20 protein-coding genes are annotated in these 19,384 nt (G+C 75.8%); 14 read left to right on the plus strand and 6 right to left on the minus strand.

Features of this window, described 5'->3' with window-relative positions; all coding sequences use genetic code 11:
* The 3 genes from ACYVJ4_RS12460 to ACYVJ4_RS12470 all read left to right on the plus strand — a co-directional run.
* Nucleotides 1-1,324: hypothetical protein (locus ACYVJ4_RS12460; RefSeq protein ID WP_460460451.1), on the plus strand; the 1,324-nt coding region annotated here is incomplete at its 5' end.
* Nucleotides 1,321-2,631 (plus strand): M48 family metalloprotease, encoded by a 1,311-nt coding sequence (locus tag ACYVJ4_RS12465; RefSeq protein ID WP_460460452.1) that lies wholly within the window; start codon nucleotides 1,321-1,323, stop codon nucleotides 2,629-2,631. The genes ACYVJ4_RS12460 and ACYVJ4_RS12465, both read left to right, overlap by 4 nt.
* Nucleotides 2,632-2,640: 9 nt before the next feature.
* The gene (locus ACYVJ4_RS12470) at nucleotides 2,641-3,798 is read left to right on the plus strand and encodes a glycosyltransferase family 4 protein (RefSeq protein ID WP_460460453.1); all 1,158 of its coding nucleotides are present in this window, start codon (nucleotides 2,641-2,643) and stop codon (nucleotides 3,796-3,798) included.
* On the opposite strand, the gene ACYVJ4_RS12475 is transcribed toward ACYVJ4_RS12470, so the two are convergent.
* Together ACYVJ4_RS12475 and ACYVJ4_RS12480 are read right to left on the minus strand one after the other, a co-directional pair.
* Nucleotides 3,771-4,994, minus strand: coding sequence for a hypothetical protein (locus ACYVJ4_RS12475; protein ID WP_460460454.1), 1,224 nt, complete (start codon nucleotides 4,992-4,994; stop codon nucleotides 3,771-3,773). The genes ACYVJ4_RS12470 and ACYVJ4_RS12475 overlap by 28 nt on opposite strands.
* Nucleotides 4,995-5,095: 101 nt before the next feature.
* Nucleotides 5,096-6,883 carry an AMP-dependent synthetase/ligase gene (locus ACYVJ4_RS12480; RefSeq protein WP_460460455.1) on the minus strand — a complete coding sequence of 596 codons (1,788 nt, stop codon included), beginning with the start codon at nucleotides 6,881-6,883 and terminating at the stop codon, nucleotides 5,096-5,098.
* A gap of 155 nt (nucleotides 6,884-7,038) precedes the next feature.
* On the opposite strand from ACYVJ4_RS12480, the gene ACYVJ4_RS12485 reads away from it, so the two are divergent.
* The 8 genes from ACYVJ4_RS12485 to ACYVJ4_RS12520 all read left to right on the plus strand — a co-directional run bounded on the left by ACYVJ4_RS12485 (nucleotide 7,039) and on the right by ACYVJ4_RS12520 (nucleotide 12,917).
* Nucleotides 7,039-7,482: a polyketide cyclase / dehydrase and lipid transport gene (locus tag ACYVJ4_RS12485; protein ID WP_460460456.1), complete on the plus strand. Its 444-nt coding sequence runs from the start codon at nucleotides 7,039-7,041 to the stop codon at nucleotides 7,480-7,482.
* Between the two features lie 4 nt (nucleotides 7,483-7,486).
* Nucleotides 7,487-7,924 (plus strand): hypothetical protein, encoded by a 438-nt coding sequence (locus ACYVJ4_RS12490; RefSeq protein ID WP_460460457.1) that lies wholly within the window; start codon nucleotides 7,487-7,489, stop codon nucleotides 7,922-7,924.
* 88 nt (nucleotides 7,925-8,012) lie between these two features.
* Nucleotides 8,013-8,462 (plus strand): SRPBCC family protein, encoded by a 450-nt coding sequence (locus tag ACYVJ4_RS12495; RefSeq protein WP_460460458.1) that lies wholly within the window; start codon nucleotides 8,013-8,015, stop codon nucleotides 8,460-8,462.
* A 6-nt stretch (nucleotides 8,463-8,468) separates the two neighbouring features.
* On the plus strand, nucleotides 8,469-9,665 hold the full coding sequence (locus ACYVJ4_RS12500) for an ArsA family ATPase (RefSeq protein WP_460460459.1): 1,197 nt from the start codon (nucleotides 8,469-8,471) through the stop codon (nucleotides 9,663-9,665).
* The gene (locus ACYVJ4_RS12505; RefSeq protein WP_460460460.1) at nucleotides 9,662-10,153 is read left to right on the plus strand and encodes a hypothetical protein; all 492 of its coding nucleotides are present in this window, start codon (nucleotides 9,662-9,664) and stop codon (nucleotides 10,151-10,153) included. Before ACYVJ4_RS12500 ends, ACYVJ4_RS12505 begins: the two co-directional genes overlap by 4 nt.
* Before the next feature lies 1 nt (nucleotide 10,154).
* Nucleotides 10,155-11,102, plus strand: a complete 948-nt coding sequence (locus ACYVJ4_RS12510) for an ROK family glucokinase (RefSeq protein WP_460460461.1) — start codon at nucleotides 10,155-10,157, stop codon at nucleotides 11,100-11,102.
* Nucleotides 11,099-12,142, plus strand: coding sequence for an ROK family glucokinase (locus ACYVJ4_RS12515; protein ID WP_460460462.1), 1,044 nt, complete (start codon nucleotides 11,099-11,101; stop codon nucleotides 12,140-12,142). Before ACYVJ4_RS12510 ends, ACYVJ4_RS12515 begins: the two co-directional genes overlap by 4 nt.
* On the plus strand, nucleotides 12,135-12,917 hold the full coding sequence (locus ACYVJ4_RS12520) for an endonuclease/exonuclease/phosphatase family protein (protein WP_460460463.1): 783 nt from the start codon (nucleotides 12,135-12,137) through the stop codon (nucleotides 12,915-12,917). The genes ACYVJ4_RS12515 and ACYVJ4_RS12520 overlap by 8 nt, the downstream gene beginning before the upstream one ends.
* On the opposite strand, the gene ACYVJ4_RS12525 is transcribed toward ACYVJ4_RS12520, so the two are convergent.
* The 3 genes from ACYVJ4_RS12525 to ACYVJ4_RS12535 form a co-directional block, all read right to left on the minus strand.
* Entirely contained in the window at nucleotides 12,883-14,136 is a 1,254-nt protein-coding gene (locus ACYVJ4_RS12525) for an ornithine cyclodeaminase, nickel-pincer nucleotide-dependent (RefSeq protein ID WP_460460464.1), read from the minus strand. The genes ACYVJ4_RS12520 and ACYVJ4_RS12525 overlap by 35 nt on opposite strands.
* Before the next feature lie 77 nt (nucleotides 14,137-14,213).
* Entirely contained in the window at nucleotides 14,214-14,828 is a 615-nt protein-coding gene (locus ACYVJ4_RS12530) for a hypothetical protein (RefSeq protein ID WP_460460465.1), read from the minus strand.
* Nucleotides 14,825-15,571, minus strand: coding sequence for an alpha/beta hydrolase (locus ACYVJ4_RS12535; protein ID WP_460460466.1), 747 nt, complete (start codon nucleotides 15,569-15,571; stop codon nucleotides 14,825-14,827). Before ACYVJ4_RS12535 ends, ACYVJ4_RS12530 begins: the two co-directional genes overlap by 4 nt.
* 196 nt (nucleotides 15,572-15,767) lie before the next feature.
* On the opposite strand from ACYVJ4_RS12535, the gene ACYVJ4_RS12540 reads away from it, so the two are divergent.
* From ACYVJ4_RS12540 to ACYVJ4_RS12550, 3 genes are all read left to right on the plus strand, one after another.
* Nucleotides 15,768-16,658, plus strand: coding sequence for a lysophospholipid acyltransferase family protein (locus tag ACYVJ4_RS12540; protein WP_460460467.1), 891 nt, complete (start codon nucleotides 15,768-15,770; stop codon nucleotides 16,656-16,658).
* Nucleotides 16,655-17,812 (plus strand): MacS family sensor histidine kinase, encoded by a 1,158-nt coding sequence (gene macS, locus ACYVJ4_RS12545; RefSeq protein ID WP_460460468.1) that lies wholly within the window; start codon nucleotides 16,655-16,657, stop codon nucleotides 17,810-17,812. Before ACYVJ4_RS12540 ends, macS begins: the two co-directional genes overlap by 4 nt.
* Before the next feature lie 71 nt (nucleotides 17,813-17,883).
* Entirely contained in the window at nucleotides 17,884-18,504 is a 621-nt protein-coding gene (locus tag ACYVJ4_RS12550) for a response regulator (protein WP_460460497.1), read from the plus strand.
* Nucleotides 18,505-18,525: 21 nt separating this feature from the next.
* Here the strand turns inward: ACYVJ4_RS12550 and ACYVJ4_RS12555 are convergent, their stop codons facing one another.
* Nucleotides 18,526-19,344, minus strand: coding sequence for a DUF1028 domain-containing protein (locus ACYVJ4_RS12555; RefSeq protein WP_460460469.1), 819 nt, complete (start codon nucleotides 19,342-19,344; stop codon nucleotides 18,526-18,528).
* Between the last annotated feature and the right edge of the window lie 40 nt (nucleotides 19,345-19,384).

The raw sequence follows: 19,384 nt of genomic DNA on the forward strand, positions 1-19,384 counted from the left end.
CGCCGCCCTCGCGGTCGCGGCCGTCCTCGCCGTCGTCGCGGCCGGGCTCGGTGCCGCGGCCTGGCAGCGCCACGACGGCGGCACGCCGACCCCGGGCAGCTCGCCGTCCGCCGCCTCGCCGTCGGTCGGTGCGCCCGACCGCGACCAGCAGCAGCTGGACGCCCTGACCGCCGTGCTCGACGCCCGGCGCCGTGCGGTGCTCGACCACGACCGCGACGCCTGGCTGGCCACGGTCGACCCGCAGAGCACGACGTTCCGCGACGAGCAGGGGGCGGTGTTCGACAACCTGCGCGCCGTGCCGTTCCGCGACTGGACCTACCAGTACCTCGGTCGGGCCCCCGACCTGTCGTCCCAGCGGGTCGCGCAGCTGGGCGGCGAGGTGTGGGTGGCGCGGGTGCTGGCCGGGTACCGCCTGCGCGGCTACGACACGACGTCCTCGGACGTCGAGCAGTACCTCACCGTCGTGCGGCGCGGCAGCGCCTGGTTCATCGCCTCCACCGAGGACGGCGGCACCGCGCCCCAGCCGTGGGACCTCGGCCGGGTGCGCGTGGCCCGCGGCGACCGGGTGCTGGTCATCGGCACGGCGTCCCCCTCGACGCTCGGCCTGTACGCCGAGGCCGGCGACCGCGCCGTCGCCCGGGTCAGCGAGGTGTGGGGCCGGGCGTGGTCGCGGCACGCCGTGCTGGTCGCGCCACGCACCCAGGCCGAGTTCGGCCAGCTGCTGCTGCGCAGCAAGGACGGCCTGAGCCAGGTCGCCGCCGTCACCACGGGCGACCTCGGCGGCGAGAGCACCGACGCCACCACCGGCCGCGCCGGCAACGACCGCGTCGTCATCAACCCGGGCGCCTTCGCCCGGCTCGGCGCCACCGGGCGCCGCGTCGTCCTGACCCACGAGATGACGCATGTCGCGGTGCGGCAGAGCACCGCCACCAGCGTGCCGATCTGGCTGTCGGAGGGCTTCGCGGACTTCGTCGGCTACCGCGGCACCGGCGTCACCCGCCGGGTCGGGGCGGGCGACCTGCTGGCCCAGGTGCGGGCCGGGCACGCGCCGCGCACCCTGCCGACCACCGCCGACTTCGACCCCACCCGGACGACGATCGCCCCCTCGTACTCGGCGTCCTGGCTGGCCTGCTCGCTGATCGCCGACACCTACGGCACCAGCAAGCTGGTCGCGCTCTACCGCCGCGCGGCCAGCACCCGGCCGGGCACCGCCCCCGACCCCGACGCGCAGCTGAGGTCGGCGTTCCCCGCCGTCCTGGGGCGCAGCGAGCAGGGGTTCACGGCGGACTGGCGCCGCTACCTCGACCAGCTCGCCCGCGCGTGAGGTCGCGGCGGCTCGACCGCGCCCCCTGGCTGCTGCTGGCCCTGCTCACGGTCGCGCTGCTCGTCACCGCCGCCCTGCTCGTGCCGTGGACCGCGTGGTCCGGCCCGCCCGCGGTGGACCCGAGCCCGGCCGCCGACTTCAGTGCCGCGCAGCGCGCCCGCGACACCGACTTCCACGCGGCGCTGCGGGTGTGGACCTACCCCCGCTTCGTCGTCGTCCTGCTCGTCACGGCCGGGCTCGGCCTGACCCGGCTGGGCGCGCGGCTGGTCGGCCGGGCCGGGCGGCTGCTGGGCGGCTCGTGGCCGGCGACGGTCGTCGCTGGCACCGTCGTGCTCTCGGCCGTCTCGGTGCTCGTCGCCCTGCCGTTCTCGGTGGCCGCCGAGGTGGTGCTGCGGCGGTACCGGCTCTCGACCCAGGACTGGGGGTCGTGGACGGTCGACCTGCTGCGCGGCACCGCCGTCACGGCCGTCGTGACCTCGCTGGCCCTGGTGGTGCTGGTCGCGCTCGCGCGGCGGTGGCCGCGCGGCTGGTGGCTGCCCGGAGCAGCGCTCGCCGCCCTGCTCGTCGTCGCCGGCTCCGCGCTCTACCCCGTGCTCGTCGAGCCGCTGAGCAACGACTTCCGGCCGATGGCCGCCGGCGCGCAGCGGACGGCGCTGCTCGACCTCGCCGCCCGCGACGGGCAGCCGGTGCGCGACGTGCTGGTGGCGGACGCCTCGCGCCGGACGACGGCCGAGAACGCCTACGTCTCGGGGCTGGGCGGCACGCGCCGGCTCGTCGTCTACGACACCCTGCTGCAGCGCGCGAGCCCGGCAGAGGTCGAGCAGGTCGTGGCGCACGAGCTCGGCCACGTCGCCGCCCACGACGTCCGCACCGGCACCGCGCTCGGCGCGCTCGGCGCGGCCTGGGCCGTCGTGGCGCTAGCGCTGGTGACCCGGCGTCGTGGCTGGGGCCGGCGCCTCGGCCTGGACGAGCGCCGCGGGCTCGGCGACCCGCGGGCGGTGGCGTTCCTGCTGGCGGTGCTGGCGCTGGGCACGGTGGCCGCCGCACCGGTGACGAACCTCGTCTCGCGCCGGATCGAGGCCCGGGCCGACGTCCACGCGCTCGACCTGACGCGCGACCCGCGCACCGTCGCGCTGATGCAGCGCCAGCTCGCGGTGCAGAACATCAGCGACGTGTCGCCGCGCTGGTACCGCGAGCTGCTGTTCGAGACGCACCCGTCGTCGTCCTGGCGGGTCGCGCTCGCCCGCGCGTGGGCGCAGCAGCACGGCGTGCCGGGCCCGGCGGCCGTGCCGTCCGGCGCCCCGTAGGGTCGGGCCGTGGCCACCGGACGCACGCTTGTCGTCACCAACGACTTCCCGCCGCGCACCGGCGGCATCGAGTCGATGGTGCTCGCGCTGGCGCAACGGCTGCCCGCGGACGACGTCGTCGTCCACACCGCGCGCCAGCCCGGCGACCGCGCGTTCGACGCGTCGTTGCCGTTCGAGGTCGTCCGCGACCCGAGCCGGCTCATGGTGCCGACGCCCCAGATCGCCCGCCGCGCAGCGGGTCTGGCCCGAAGCCGCGGCTGCGACCGCGTGTGGTTCGGCGCGGCCGCGCCGCTCGGCCTGATGGCCCCGACCCTGCGCGCCGCCGGTGTCGAGCACACCGTCGCGACCACGCACGGCCACGAGATCTGGTGGTCGAGCGTGCCGGGCGCGCGGTCGCTCCTGCGCCAGATCGGCGAGCGCAACGACACCCTGACCTTCCTCGGCGAGTTCTGCCGCTCGCGCATCGAGCGACCGCTCACACCCGCTGCGCGAGAACGGATGCGCCAGCTGACGCCCGGCGTCGACGACGCGACGTTCCGACCCGGGGCCGGCGGGGCCGCCGTGCGCGAGCAGCACGGCCTGGGCGACCGGCCGGTCGTGGTCTGCGTGTCGCGGATGGTCGCGCGCAAGGGTCAGGACGTCCTCGTCGAGGCGCTGCCCGCGATCCGTCGCCGGGTTCCGGGCGCGGCGCTGCTGCTCGTCGGCGACGGACCGCACCGCGGCGCGGTCGAGAAACGCGTGCGCGCCCTCGGCCTGGAGCAGGACGTCGTGCTGGCCGGTCGCGTGCCGTGGGACCGGACGCCGGCCTACTTCGACGCCGGCGACGTCTTCGCCATGCCGACGCGCACGCGCCTCGGCGGGCTCGAGCCCGAGGCGCTGGGCATCTGCTACCTCGAGGCCGCGGCCACGGGGCTGCCCGTCGTCGTCGGCGACTCGGGCGGCGCGCCGGACGCGGTGCTGGACGGCGAGAACGGGTTCGTCGTGCCGGGCCGCTCGGTCGACGCCGTCGCCGACCGGTGCGCCACCCTGCTCGAGGACCGCGAGCTGGCCCGGCGCTTCGGCGAGCGCGGCCGCGCGTGGGTGGCGCAGCAGTGGCGCTGGGACGACCTCGCGCAGCGGCTGCAGGCCCTGCTCGCCGGTCAGCCCGTCCCGCGACTGCTGGGCTGAGCGGCGGCGGGGGCGGGGGCGGCCGGCGCGCCCGTGGCGGCGAGCCCGACCGCGACCAGCGCCCCCACCAACCAGTACTGGTTGTAGAACGCCTGCTTGTTGACCAGGTTCGCGGCCAGCAGCACCAGCGCCAGCCAGCCGGCCAGCTCGGGCAGGGCCGGACGCCGGCGCCGCACCGCCCAGCACGCGGCGCCCAGCGTGGCCAGCACCACCAGGCCGGTCAGCCAGAACGGCGGCGTGCGGTCGAGCTCGGTGCGCGCCGCGATGAACCAGGTGTTGGCGAACCGGATCGGGTGGAAGCCGACGAGCAGCGAGACCGTGTCGTGCCAGAAGTCGGCCGGCGAGGCGAGGAACCACGGCAGCACCAGCGCCCCGGCCAGCCCGCCGGTGGCGACGGCGCGCCGGAACCCGAACGGCGCCCAGCAGGCGAGCACCGGCAGCAGCAGCACCAGGTGCTGCTTGCTCGCGCAGCCCAGCGCCAGCGGGACGACCGCCCACCACGCCCGCTCGCGCTGCACCAGCAGGGCCCACCCGGCCAGGCAGGCCAGCAGCAGCGGCTCGGTCCAGGCCTGCTCGGCCTGGGTGACGGTGCCGGGGGCCAGGGCGAGCAGCGTCACCGCGGCCAGCGCCACGGGGGTCGCCCGCCGACGTCCGCCGCCCAGCGCCCACAGGCAGGCCAGCCCGACCAGCGTCGCCACCAGCAGCGCCCACCGGACGTCGCCCACGAGCCAGCGCCCGGGCGCGAGCAGCACCGCGGTCCAGGGCAGGTAGGTGAAGGCGTCCTGGATGCCGGGGGAGCCGTGCCAGGTCATCGCGTAGATGTTCTGCCCGTGGGCCATGCCGTCCGCCGCCTGCTGCAGCGTGACCCAGACGTCGATCCGGGGTGCGGGGTCGAGCAGCACCGCCGCGACCGAGACCGCCACGACGCCGGCCACCGCCACGGCGGCGGAGGCGACCAGCCCGCGGCGCCCGGGCAGCAGCAGCGCGGCCGCGGCCAGCACCGTGACCGCGGCGACGACGTGGGCGAGCACCCGGCGCTCGCCGGGGGAGACGTGGCTGAAGAACGGCACCGCCTCGGCGACCACGGCGCTGACCAGCAGTCCTGCGCCCAGCACCGGCCGCGGGACGTCGGGGAGCGTCCAGCGGCGCACCAGCGCGGTCGCCAGCAGCACGGCCGCCGAGGTCAGGACGACCACGATGGCCAGCCGGTACCGGACGACGCTCCACTGCAGCGCGGTGAAGTACCCGAGCCAGACGACCAGGAAGCAGACGGCGGCCGGGCGGGGGGCGAGGCGGTTCAGCGGTAGAGCTCCTCGACCTGGTCGCCGAAGTCCTTCATCACCACAGCGCGCTTGAGCTTCAGCGACGGCGTGAGGTAGCCGGACTCCTCGGTGAAGTCGACCGGCAGGATCCGGAACTTGCGGATCGACTCGGCCTTGCTCACCGCCTTGTTCGCGTCGTCGACGGCCCGCTGGATCTCGGCCGCGACCTTCTCGTCCTCGGCCGCCGACTCGACGTCCATGGCCGGAAGGCCGTTGTTGCTCAGCCAGACCGGGAGCATCTCGTCGTCGAGGGTGATCAGCGCGCCGATGAACGGCTTCTGGTCGCCGACGACGATGCACTGCGACACCAGCGGGTGCGCGCGGATGCGGTCCTCGAGCACGGCGGGCGCGACGTTCTTGCCGCCGGCCGTCACCAGGATCTCCTTCTTGCGGCCGGTGATGGTCAGCGCGCCGTCGGAGTCCAGCGAGCCGAGGTCGCCGGTGTGGAACCAGCCGCCGGTGATGGCCTCCGCCGTCGCGTCGGGGTTGTTCCAGTAGCCGCGCAGGACGTGCGGGCCCTTGATGAGGATCTCGCCGTCGTCCGCGATCTTGATCGAGACGCCGGGCAGCGGCGGGCCGACGGTGCCGACCTTGATCAGCTCGGGGGTGTTGACGGTGCTCGGCGCGGTGGTCTCGGTCAGGCCGTAGCCCTCGAGCACCGTGACGCCCGCCCCGCGGAAGAAGTGGCCGAGCCGCTCGCCGAGGGGCGCGCCGCCGGAGACCGCGTACTGCACCTCGCCGCCCATCGCCTCGCGCAGCTTGGCGTAGACCAGCTTGTCGAAGACGCCGTGCTTGAGCCGCAGGCCGAGCCCGCCGCCGCCGGTGTCCTGCGCCTTGCTCCACGCGATCGCGCTGTCGGCCGCGGCGGCGAAGATCTTGCCCTTGCCGCCGGCCTCGGCCTTGGCCTCGGCCGAGTTGTAGATCTTCTCGAACACGCGCGGCACCGACAGCAGGAACGTCGGCTTGAACTCCGCGAGGTCGTCGAGCAGGTTCTTGATGTCGGCCGTGTGGCCCAGGCGCGCGCCGGCGCTGATGGTCAGCACCTGGATGAACCGGGCGAACACGTGCGCCAGCGGCAGGAACAGCAGGGTCGAGGCGCCCTGCGCGTTGACGACCTGGCCGAGGCGGGCCACCGCGTTGTCGGTGAGCGCCATGAAGTTCAGGTGCGTCAGCTCGCAGCCCTTGGGCCGCCCGGTCGTGCCCGAGGTGTAGATGAGGGTCGCGAGGTCGGACGGGCGAGCGGCCTCGCGGCGCTCGGCGACCGCCGAGGCGTCGACGTCCGCGCCGGCCTTGACGAGGTCGTCGAGGCCGCCGGCCTCGATCTGCCAGACGTCCTTCAGGGTGCTGATCTCGCCGCGCACCGACCCGACGGTCTTGGCGTGCGCCGCCGTCTCGACCACGCACGCGACCGCGCCGGAGTCGCCGAGGATCCACGACACCTGCTCGGCGGACGACGTCTCGTAGATCGGCACGGTGACGGCGCCGACCGACCAGATGGCGAAGTCGACGAGGGTCCACTCGTAGCGGGTCTTGCTCATCAGGGCCACGCGGTCGCCCGCGTCGACCCCGGCCGCGACCAGGCCGCGGGCCAGCGCCTCGACCTCGCCGGCGAACTCGGCGGCGGTGACGTCCTGCCAGCGGCCGTCGACCCGGCGGCTGAACAGCACGAGCCCCGGGTCCTGCTCCGCGTGCTTGACGACGAGCGAGCTGGTGTTCCCGGTCGTCGGCTCGGCGACGAGGGCGGGGACGGAGAACTCGGGCACGGGGGCGCCTCCTCGGGACCTGGGTGTTCGCTAGACCCTACCGACCGGTAGGGGCGAGGTGCACCGTGTTGATCCACATCATCCCAGCCCGGACCGCGGTGGCACCACCGCCTCCCTCGACCGGCCCAGCCCCCGGGATGCAGCATGCTGGGGCCGTGGCGCTCATCGACCTGGTCGACGACACGTTCGTCGCCGCCGACCCGGCCGCCGTGGCCGCGGTGGTCGCCGACGAGCGCCGCTGGGCGCGGTGGTGGCCCGACCTCGCGCTCACCACGACCCGCGACCGCGGGCCCAAGGGCCGCCAGTGGCGGGTGGACGGCGCGCTGGTGGGCACGGCCGAGGTCTGGCTCGAGCCGTGGGGCGACGGCGTGCTGGTGCACTGCTTCCTGCGGCTCGACCCCGCCCCGGCGCCCGCGCCCGGCGAGGGCCCGGCCGCCTGGCGCTGGGCGGCCCGCGAGCGCGCCGCCCGGGCCCAGGCCTGGAAGCGGGTCGTGCATGGCCTCAAGGACGACCTCGAGCACGGACGACGGCCCGGCACGCCCGTGCCCGCGCTCAAGGCGCCCGCCGGGGCTGCCGATCACCGCGGGGATGAGTCCTGACGCCATGACCGGACCCGAGCTCGGTTCCGAGCAGCCCACCGACCCGCCGACGACGTGCCCGTCGTGCGGCGCGACGGTGCGCCACGACGTGCCCTGGTGCCTGCAGTGCTACGCCTCGCTGGCCCCGCAGCCGGAGCCCGAGCCGGAGCCCGAGCCCGAGCCGGAGCCCGGGCCCCAGCTGGAGCCCGCGGCGCCGCCGGCGGCCGAGGCGTCGTCCGGGCTGCCCGCGCCGCCCGAGGGCAGCGCGCTGCCCCCGGGCGAGGTCGACCGGATCGCCGAGCGGATGCTCGCCGAGCTCTCGACCACGAGCAAGGCGCTGCCGCCGTGGTGGTCCAAGCTGCCCACGACCCCGGGCGGCAAGGTGGTCTGGGTGGCCGGAGCGATCGGTGCGGCCAGCCTGCTGCTCGTCCTGGTGATGGGACTCGTCGGCCTCGTGCTCTGAGCTGCCCGGTGCTGCGGGGTAGCCTTCGGGTCGTCCCGCGACGAGCGTCCCGAACGCCCGTCGCGCCGCGCCGCAGAGAGGCTCCCGCATGGCTGACCGCACCGAGTCGAGCATCGTCGTCGACGCCCCTCCGGCGCAGGTCCTGGCGGTCATCGCCGACTTCGACGCCTATCCCGAGTGGACCGGCGCCGTGAAGCGCACCGAGGTGCTCTCGACCGGTGCTGCGCAGCGGGCGAAGCAGGTGCGCTTCGTGCTGGACGCCGGGGCGATCAAGGACACCTACGTCCTGGACTACACGTGGAAGGTCGCCAAGGCCGGCACGGGCACGGTGAGCTGGAACCTCGTCGAGGCCGAGCAGGTGCTCAAGGCGCTCGACGGCAGCTACACGCTCGAGGGCGACAAGGACGGCCCCACCACGGTCACCTACCAGCTGGCCGTCGACGTCAAGATCCCGATGCTCGGCATGCTCAAGCGCAAGGCCGAGAAGAGCATCATCTCGACCGCGTTGCAGGAGCTGAAGAAGCGGGCCGAGGGCTGACCCGACGTGCGCGTCGTCCTGTTCACCGGCAAGGGGGGCGTCGGCAAGACCACCGTGGCCGCGGCCACGGCGGTCCACGCCGCGCGCAGCGGCGTCAAGACGCTGGTGCTCTCGACCGACGCCGCGCACTCGCTCGGTGACGCGCTCGGCCGCACCCTCGCCCCGGACGACGTCACCGAGGTCGAGCCGGGGCTGTGGGCCCAGCAGGTCGACCCGGGCCACCGGCTGCAGCAGACCTGGGGCGCGGTGCAGGCCTACCTGCTCGACGTCCTGCAGGTGCTCGGCGTCGAGCCGCTGGACGCCGCCGAGCTGACGGTGCTGCCCGGTGCCGACGACGTCCTGACCCTGCTGGCGCTTCGCGACCAGGTGGCCGCCGGCCCCTGGGACCTCGTCGTCGTCGACTGCGCGCCCACGGCCGAGACGCTGCGGCTGCTCGCCCTGCCCGAGGCGCTGACCCGGCTCGTCGACCGCGTGCTGCCCGGCCAGCGGGCCCTCGCCCGCACCCTGGCGCCCGCCGTGGGACGCGCAGCGGGCCTGCCGACGCCCGGGCGCGAGGTCGGCGCCGCGCTGCTGCGGCTGCGCGGGCAGCTGGCCGAGGCGCTCGCCGTCGTGCGGGCGCCGTCGACGTCGGTGCGGCTGGTGCTCACCCCCGAGGCCGTCGTGCTCGCCGAGGCCCGCCGCACGCTGACCGCGTTGAGCCTGCAGGACTTCGCCGTCGACGGCGCGGTCGCCAACCGGGTCGTGCCCGGGCAGGACGCGTCACCCTGGCAGCAGGGCTGGGTCGACGCCCAGCAGGTCGTGCTGGACGAGGCGCGCTCGTCCTTCGGCTCGCTGCCGCTGGTGACCGTGCCCTACCTGCCCGCCGAGCCGGTCGGCCCCGACGCGCTGGCCGTGGTCGGCGCCGCGCTGCACGGCGGCGCGGGGGTCGAGGCGCTCGTGGCCGACCCGGTGCGGCCGCGGCCGCTGCGCGTCGAGCCGGACGGCGAGGGCTACCTGCTCGTGCTCGAGCTGCCGCTCGTGCACGCCGCGGACGTCGACCTCGCCCGTCGCGACGACGACCTGCTCGTCGGCGTGGCCGGTCACCGCCGCGTCGTCGCGCTGCCCTCGGTGCTGCGCCGCTGCACGGTCGCCGGCGCGCGGGTGCGCGACGGCGCGCTGCACGTGCGCTTCGTGCGCGACCCCGACCAGTGGCCCGCGTCGTGAGCGCGGCGCGCGAGCCGGTGGGCACGGCGGCCGACGAGGCGGCCCGGCTGGTCGAGGCGGTGAGCGGCTGGTGGGCCGGCCAGCAGGCCGCGCCCGGCCCGGACGAGCCGACGACGCACGAGCACCACGCCGACCACGCCGACCACGCCCGCGCCGCCGGCGAGCCCGAGACGGCGGGTCAGCCTTCGGTCTGCCGCTACTGCCCCTGGTGCCGGGCGCTCGCGGCCGCGCAGCAGGTGCGACCCGAGGTGGTCGAGCACCTGCTGGGGGCGGCCGAGCAGTTCGCCGCCGCGCTGCGCGAGCTCTCGCACGACCTCGCGGCCCGGGGTGCTGCCGGCCCGCCGACGCCGGGGGCCCACGACCCGTCGTCCCGCGACGCGGACCACCCCGCCCCGCGCGCGGGGGCGGCGCGTACCGTCACGATCCCCGTCGAGCCCGACGAGGACGAGCAGGACGACGTGCGCGACCAGGTGCGGGAGGACGGCTGACATGGGGCTGACCATCGGGGTCGACATCGGCGGGACCAAGATCGCCGCCGGTGTCGTCGACGAGGACGGCACGCTCGTCGCGACGACGCGGCGCGAGACCGCGGCGTCCGACCCGGGCGCCATCGAGACCGAGGTCACCGACGCCGTCCGCGAGCTGCGCGAGGCCCACGAGGTCACGGCGGTGGGCGTCGCCGCCGCCGGGTTCGTCGACACCACGGCCGGCGTGGTGCTGTTCGCGCCGAACCTCGCCTGGCGCGACGAGCCCCTGATGACCGACCTGGCCGAGCGGATCGGCCTGCCCGTCGTCATCGAGAACGACGCGAACGCCGCGGCCTGGGGCGAGTTCACGTTCGGCACCGCGCGCGACGTCGACGACGCGGTGCTCATCACCGTGGGCACGGGACTCGGCGGCGGGATCGTCGTCGACGGTCGGCTGCTGCGCGGCCACGTCGGCGTGGGTGGCGAGCTCGGCCACGTGCGCGTGGTGCCCGACGGCGTCCGGTGCGGCTGCGGCAACCGCGGCTGCTGGGAGCAGTACGCCAGCGGGTCGGCGCTCGAGCGCCAGGGCCGCGAGCTGGTGGCCTCGCGCAGCATCTACGCGGGCCGGCTGGTCGAGCTGTGCGGCGGTGACCCGGACGCGTTGCGCGGCAAGATGATCACGCAGGCGGCGCACGAGGGCGACCCCGCCGCCACCGAGCTGCTGTCGGACCTCGGCACCTGGCTCGGCGAGGGCATGGCGTCGATCGCGGCGGTGCTCGACCCGGCGCTCTTCGTCGTCGGCGGGGGCGTGGTCGAGGCGGGCGACCTGCTGATCGGCCCGGCGCGCACCGCCCTCGGTCGCCAGCTGACCGGTCGCTCGCACCGGCCCGACATCGGCGTCGAGCCGGCCACGCTGGGCAACGCCGCCGGGATGATCGGGGCGGCCGACCTGGCCCGGAGCCGCACGTGAGCGAGGCCCGGCCCGAGAGCAGCACCCGGGCCATCTGGTCGCGGCCGGCCATCGGGATCGACATCGGCGGCACCAAGGTGGCCGCCGGGCTGGTGGACGTCGACGGCCGGGTGCTGCGGCGGGCCCGGCGCGAGACGCCGGACCGCAGCCAGAGCCCGCAGGTCGTCGAGGACACCATCGCCGAGGTGATCGAGGAGCTGCGAGACCACCGCGAGGCCATCGCGGTCGGCATCGGCGCCGCCGGCTTCGTCGACGCCACGCGCGCGTCGGTGCTGTTCGCGCCGCACCTGTCGTGGCGGCACGAACCCCTGCGCGACGCCATGCACCGACGCATCGGCCTGCCGGTGACGGTCGAGAACGACGCCAACGCCGCGCTGTGGGCCGAGGCCAGGTTCGGTGCGGGACAAGGGGAGTCGTCGATCGTCGGCGTCAACCTCGGCACCGGCATCGGCGGCGGCGTGCTGCTCGACGGCCAGCTCTACCGCGGCCGCTACGGCGTGGCGGGGGAGTTCGGCCACATGCAGGTGGTGCCGGGCGGTCACCGGTGCGAGTGCGGCAACCGCGGCTGCTGGGAGCAGTACGCCAGCGGCAACGCCCTGGTGCGCGAGGCGCGCGAGCTCGCGGCCGCCCGCTCGCCGGTCGCGCACGGGCTGCTGCAGCTCGTCGACGGCGACGCCACCCGCATCACCGGGCCGCTCGTGACGCAGGCGGCCAAGGACGGCGACCCCGCGGCCGGCGAGCTCTTCGACGACGTCGGGCGCTGGCTCGGCGTCGGCTTGGCCAACCTCGCGGCGGCGTTCGACCCCGGGCTGTTCGTCATCGGCGGCGGGGTCAGCGAGGCCGGCGAGCTGCTGCTCGGCCCGGCGCGCGACGCGTTCCGGCGTCACCTCACCGGTCGCGGCTTCCGGCCCGAGGCGCGCGTGGTGCGCGCGCAGCTCGGCAACGAGGCCGGGATGATCGGGGCGGCCGACCTGGCCCGCGACGGCGCCCGCCTCTTCCGCCGGCGCCGCAGCCGGCGCCGCCGTCCGCGCCGTGCCTGACCAGCCGTCGTCCGGGCCGTCGTCCGAGCCGCCATCCGGGCCGTCGCGGCTGCGGCTGGTGAGCTACAACGTCCGCGACCTGCTGGACGACCGCGACGCCGTGGCGCACGTCGTGCGCTCGCTGCGGGCCGACGTCCTGTGCCTGCAGGAGGCCCCGCGGCGGTGGTTCGACGCGCACCGGCTGCACCGGCTCGCGGTCGAGACCGGGCTGCGGACGGCGGCCGGCGCCCGCCGCTCGGGTGGCACCGCGGTGCTCGTGCACCCGCGGCTGGACCTCGTCGGCGCGGAGGCGAGCCGGCTGCCCGTCGCGGGCCGGTTCACCCGCACCCGCGGCTACGCCCTCGCCACCGTCGAGCACTCGGACGGCGGCCGGCTGACCGCGGTCAGCGTGCACCTGCCGCTGCGCGAGACCGAGCGCGCCGACCACGCCCAGCGGGTGCTGCGCCGGCTGCACGACCTGGCGGCCCCGCCCTACGTCGTGGCGGGCGACCTCAACGAGCCCCCGGACGGCCCTTCCTGGGCCGCGCTCGCCGACCTGGTGCACGACGCCGTCGACCCGGGCGGGCAGCCGCCGGGCGCCACCTACCCGGCGCGTGCGCCGCGCCAACGCATCGACGCCGTGCTGCTGCAGGAGGGCGTGACCCTGCGCACCCTGCGGGTGGCGGGGACGTCGGACGGCCTGGACGACGCGGTGCTGCGAGCCGCCAGCGACCACCTGCCGCTGGTGGCCGACGTCGAGCTCAGCCCGGCAGCCGGTCGCGCCACCCCGGGTTGAGCTCGCCCGCGAGCTGCTCGAGGAAGAGCCCGATGTCGGTGACCACACCACGGGCCTGGGACGAGCCGCGGTCGGCCAGCTTGGTGACCGTCGCCGGGTTGATGTCGACGCACACCAGCGGGATCGACGCCGGCAGCAGGTTCCCGGTGGCCACGGAGTGCAGCATGGTCGCGACCATGATGGCGAAGCCCACGCCGTCGAGCGCCTCGCGCATCTTGCGCTGACCCACGATGACGTCGGTGTGGACGTCGGGCAGCGGGCCGTCGTCGCGCACCGAGCCGACGAGCACGAACTGCTTGTCGCCCTGCACCAGCGCGTGCATGACGCCCGAGGTCAGCACGCCCTGCTCGACCGCGGCCGCGATCGAACCCGCGGCGCGGATCTGGTTGATCGCGCGGATGTGGTGCTCGTGCCCGTGCTCGACCCCGCGACCCTTCGACAGGTCGACGCCGAGCGACGTGCCGTAGATCGAGGACTCGATGTCGTGCGTCGCGATCGCGTTGCCGCCGAACAGGACGTCGACGAACCCGGCCTCGACGAGCGCGACCATGGCCGGCGCGGCACCGGTGTGCACGACCGCCGGACCGCCGACCCACAGCACCTTCTTGCCGGCCTCCTTGACCGCCCGCATCTCGTCGGCGATCTGGCGCACCAGCAGGGCCTGCGGCTTCTCGCTGGAGACCTCGGAGTTCATGAACTCGAACACCTCGGCGTCGTCGACGAGGTCGGCCTTGGGCTGGATCACCCGCACACCCGTTGCGCCGCAGACGATCTGGTCGCCGACGACCACCTCGCTGACCGGCACGGTGCGCACGTGCGGCGCCCCGTCGACCTCGGTGACCAGCAGCCCGCAGTCCATCTCGGGCCCCGCGACGTCGACCCAGCGGCCGGCTAGGCGCACCTGGGTGTCGAGGTTCGTCGTCGAGTAGAAGTCGGACGGGAACACGCCGTCGGCCTCGACCGCTCGCAGCACCGGCTCGCCCGGGTCGGTGAGGTTGACCCCGTGGGCGTTGAGCCGCATGAGGATCGAGGCGAGCACCTGCTCGTCGTCGGTCTGCACCCGGATGCGCGCGTACGACTCGTCCTCGTGGTCCTTGCCGAGGTCGAGCCGCTCGACGACGTAGTCGCCGCCCAGCGACCGGACGTCGTCGACGCACCGCGACAGCACGCCGGTGTCGAGCAGGTGGCCGCGGATCTGCACGGTCTCCGAGAACGGCACGACAAGGGTCCCTTCGGGTCGGTGGTGCTCCGGTGCCGCCCGCCCGGGCAGCGGCGCACGAGGGCGCAGGGGTGACGCTAGACGACGGCGCCGTCGTCGTCGTCCTCGCCGCGCGAGTGCGGCAGCCGGACCACGAGCGCGACGAAGCCGCCGACGAACGCGGCAGCCGCCACGGCCACCCACAGCCGGCCGACGTCGCGCCAGAACAGGGCCGCGAACAGCAGGAACGCCGGGCCCAGCAGCAGCCCGGCCCAGGCGAGCTGGGCGGTCAGGTCGCCGCGCGGCAGCGGCGGCGGCTCGGGCGGCTCGTAGTGGTCCTCCGGCTGGGCCGCGAGCTCCCAGTCGCGGGGCCCGAGCTCGCGCGGGCCGGCCAGCGGGCCGACCGGCTCGACCGGGCGCACCACGGGCGGGTCGTCGGACCGCCGGTCGCGGGGCTCGCCCCGCTCGCGCTGGTCGGCCCGGTCGCGCTCGAGCCGCAGCTGGTCCATCGAGGTGGGCGGCGTGCGGCGGTCCTCGCGGGCGCCGGGGGCCTCGGGCGCCTCGGGCTCGGGGTCGACGTCCTCGGACGCCGGCCACGACGGCACCGGACCCACGGCCACGTCGTCCCAGCCCGCCACGATCTCGGCGAACGCGGCGTCGAGGTCGGCGTCGCGCTCGCCCGGGTGGTCGTGGTCGGCAGGCACGGGGCTCACCCCGTCACGCGGCGGACGAAGGCGAGGGTCTGGTCCTCGACCAGCGGCGCGTCGTGGTCGAGCGTCGCGACGTGGTAGCTCTTCTCGAGCACCAGCTCGGTGACGTCCTTGCTCGACACGCGCGACAGCACCAGCGCCGAGCTCTTGGCCGGCACCACGTGGTCCTGGGCCGAGCGCATCAGCAGCAGCGGCTGGGTGACCAGCGGCAGGTCGCGGACGACGTCCGGCCAGGCCTGCACGAACGAGTGCAGGGCCTTGAGCGGCGTGCGGTCGTAGGCCAGTTCGACGGCGTCCGGCAGGGCGATGTCGGAGGCGATCCCGCCGAGCGAGGGCACCAGGTGCTTGAGCACCGGCAGCGCGGCCAGCCGCGGGTCGCCCAGCGTGACGCACGGGTTGACGACCACGACGCCGGCCACCCGCGCCGGCTGCAGCTCGGCCACCCGCAGGGCCAGCGCGCCGCCCATGGACAGGCCGGCCACGAAGACCCGGTCGCAGCGCTCGACGAGCTCGGCGAACGCCCGCTCGACCTCGGCGTACCAGTCGGCCCAACGGGTGCGGTTCATCTCCTGCCAGGTGGTGCCGTGCCCGGGCAGGCGGGGCAGGCGGACGCTCAGACCGTCGTCGGCCAGGCGCTGCGCGAGCGGCCGCAGGCTCTGCGGGGAGCCGGTGAACCCGTGGCACACCAGCACCCCGGTGTCGCCACCGTCGTGCGAGAACGGCTCGGCGCCGGGGAGGACGGGCACGGGGCGGGCTCCTTCGCAGGTGACGTCGCGGCGAGGCGGCGTCGCGGCTGACCTCCGCATCGTTCCACGCGGCACCGTCAGGGTCGAGGGGTGCCATACAGTTCGGGGTGCACGGGCGGCGCACGCCGGCCCCACGACGTCCGCCACCACGACGACCACGAGCTCGACCACGACCACGCAGCAGGAGGGAGGCCCGGTGTTCTACTGGTTCATGAAGACGGTCGTCCTCGGCCCCGTGCTGCGGCTGATCTTCCGGCCGTGGGTCACCGGCGTCGACAACGTCCCCACCGAGGGCGGCGCGATCCTGGCGAGCAACCACCTCTCGTTCTCGGACTCGATCTTCCTGCCGCTGCTGCTCGACCGGAAGGTCACCTTCCTGGCCAAGGCCGACTACTTCACCGGCCGCGGTCCCAAGGGCCGGGCCACCGCGCTGTTCTTCCGCCTCGCCGACCAGCTCCCCGTCGACCGCTCCGGCGGCCGGGCCAGCGAGGCAGCGCTGCGCACGGGCCTGAAGGTGCTCGGCCGCGGCGACCTGCTCGGCATCTACCCCGAGGGCACGCGCTCGCCCGACGGCCGCCTCTACCGCGGCAAGACCGGCGTGGCGCGGATGGCGCTCGAGGGCAAGGTCCCCGTGCTGCCGGTGGCCATGGTGGGCACCGCCGAGGCCCAGCCCATCGGCCGCAAGCTGCCGAAGATCGTGCGGATCGGCGTCAAGATCGGCAAGCCGCTCGACTTCTCGCGCTACGAGGGCATGGAGGGCGACCGCTTCGTCCTGCGCTCGATCACCGACGAGATCATGTACGAGCTCATGCAGCTCAGCGACCAGGAGTACGTCGACGTCTACGCCGCGTCGATGAAGGAGCGGCTGGCCGCGGCCAAGCGCGGCCGCACCGTCTCGCTGCCGGGCGACCCCGAGGACGAGTCGGACGACGGCGGCACCGACGGCCTGGTCGACGAGGCCCCGGCCGAGCTCACCGACGTCACCGCGGCCGAGCAGGCGGCGGACGCCGACGCGGTGGTCCGCGGCGACGGGTCCGGCGCGTCGACCGACGAGCAGGCCGACCCGCCCACGCGCGCGGCGGGGTGACCCGCACGGCCGGCCCGCCGACGTCCGGCACGGCCGCGGTCGAGGACCCGCTCTGGCGCGGGGTCGACGTCTTCCGCACGCTCAGCCTGCTCTACGCGGTGGCCAACACCGCGATGACGGCCGACGAGCTGCGCCGCCCGGCCCTGGCCTGGGTCGCGATGGCGGTGATGACGGCGTGGACGGCGTCCTTCTGGCTGCGGCCGCGACCGCGCCGGGCGGCGACGCTGGTCGCCGACCTGGTGCTCGCCGCCGGTCTGGCGCTGCTGACGCTGGCCGTCGACACCCCGGCCCGCATCGCCGAGGGCGCGCCCACGCTGCCGACCGTGTGGGCGGCCACGCCGGTCATCTCGTTCGCGGTGTGGCAGGGCATGCGCGGCGGGCTGCTGGCCGGGCTGTGCATCGCCACCGTCGACGTCGTGGTGGCCGGCCGGCTGGGCGGGAACACCTTGCACAACAACGTCCTGCTGGTGCTGCTGGGCTCGATCGTGGGCTACTGCGCGGACCTGTTCCGCCGCGGCCACCTGGCGCTGCGGCAGGCGCTCGCGCGCGAGGCCGCGACCGTCGAGCGCGAGCGGCTGGCCCGCGACATCCACGACTCGGTGCTGCAGGTGCTCGCCTTCGTGCAGCGCCGGGCCCGCGAGATCGGCGGCCCGACCGAGGAGCTCGGCACCCTGGCCGGCGAGCAGGAGCGCCGGCTGCGCGCGCTCGTGTCCTCGCGCCCGGAGCCCGCCGGCGTGAGCGGGCCGGGCGGCCGCCCGGACGTCGTCGACCAGCGCGCCCTGGTCGCCACCGACGACCCGCGGACGACGGTCGTGCTGCCGGCCGACCCGGTCGAGCTCGCGCGCGAGCTGGCCGAGCGGCTCGCCGCCGCCGTGTACGCGGCGCTGGACAACGTGGCGCGGCACGCCGGCCCGACCGCCCGCGCCTGGGTGCTGGTCGACGACACCGGCGAGCAGGTCGAGGTCACCGTGCGCGACGACGGCGCCGGCTTCGCGCTCGGCCGGCTCGAGCCGGCCGCGGACGACGGACGGCTGGACGGCGGCCTCAGCGTGCGCGGCCGGCTGGCCGAGCTCGGCGGCAGCGCCGACGTCCGCAGCACGCCCGGCGAGGGGACCGAGGTGCGGCTGACGGTCCCTCGTAGGGTGGCGCCGTGAGCGACCAGGGGGACAGCGAGCGGGCGGTGGGCGAGCCGGGCGTGAGCGTGCTGGTCGCCGACGACCACCCGATGTGGCGCGACGCCGTGGCGCGCGACCTGGGCGACGCCGGCTTCGCGGTCGTCGCCACCGCTGCGGACGGCGACGAGGCCGTGCGCCGGGCCCGCGCCACCCGCCCGGCCGTCGTCGTCACCGACCTGCAGATGCCCGGCACCGACGGGGTCGAGGCCACCCGGCAGATCGTCGCGGCCGTGCCCGGGGTGCGGGTGCTGGTGCTCTCGGCCAGCGGCGAGCAGCGCGACGTGCTCGAGGCGGTCAAGGCCGGCGCCACCGGCTACCTGGTCAAGTCGGCGTCGCGCGAGGAGCTCGTCGACGCCGTCCGGCGCACGGCCGAGGGCGACCCGGTGTTCACGCCCGGGCTGGCCGGGCTGGTGCTGGGCGAGTTCCGGCGGATGGCCGACCGCCCGGCCGAGCCGGGCGAGCAGGACGCGCGGCTCACCGACCGCGAGACCGAGGTGCTGCGGCTGGTGGCGACCGGCCTGTCGTACAAGCAGATCGCCGAGCGGCTGGTCATCTCGCACCGCACGGTGCAGAACCACGTGCAGAACACCCTCGGCAAGCTGCAGCTGCACAACCGGGTCGAGCTGGTGCGCTACGCCCTCGAGCGCGGTCTGGACGGCCCCGAGCGCTGACCGCGCTGGCTCCCGGCCGGCTCAGGTGCGGCCGGCGCGCAGCTGCTCGAGCACCACCGGGTCGACCGAGCCCGGCCGCAGCCGCATCTCGAAGTTGGCCGAGCCCGCCCAGTCGTCGAGCAGCTGGTCGAGGTCGTCGCCCTGGTGACCGAGCCGGGCCAGCAGGGTGCGCACCTCGTCGGCCACCTCGCCGGTGAGCGGCAGCAGCGCGTCGGGGTCGGGCTCGCCGAAGTACAGCGCGTGCAGGTCGTGCAGCCGGCGCAGCTCCTCGACCGGTGTCTCGTGGTCGTCGACCCGCAGGTCGAGCTCGGTGTCGTCGCCGCCGTAGCCGGCGCCGGGGCGCGCCACCACGATTGCGGCGCTCTGCCGGCCGCGCTTGTCGCCCCCCGCGGCGTCGCCCGCGGCCAGGACGTCGAGCAGGCGCTCGGCCAGCGGCCGCCCGGACGACGCGAGCCAGGTCTGCTCCATCGCCTCGACCACCTGCTCGCCGACCAGGATGTTGCCCTGCACCGCGTAGTCGGCCCCGCTGCGCCCGCCGGCCCAGTCGTGGCACTCCGGGCCGGTGAAGCTCGCCCCACCCGACGCCGACACCACGCCGGCCTGGCGCTGGGCCCGCCCGTCGTCCGCGTCGGTGAGCTCGCGCAGGGTGTCCTCGCTCGAGCGGCCCTGGCGCAGCAGCGACAGGCCGTCCGGGCGGTAGGAGAGGTTGGCGTACGCCTGGGTGGCGACGGCGCCGACGGCGGCCTCGGCCGCCGGCACGGCCGAGCCCACCGCGAGGAACTTGCTGGCCACCGCGACGCCGTAGGCGTCGCCGTCCCGGCCGACGACGGAGAAGGTCATGGCGCGACCCTAGCCCGGCCGTGCGACGTCCGACTGGTGG

It is taken from the genome of Angustibacter peucedani, assembly GCF_054779595.1.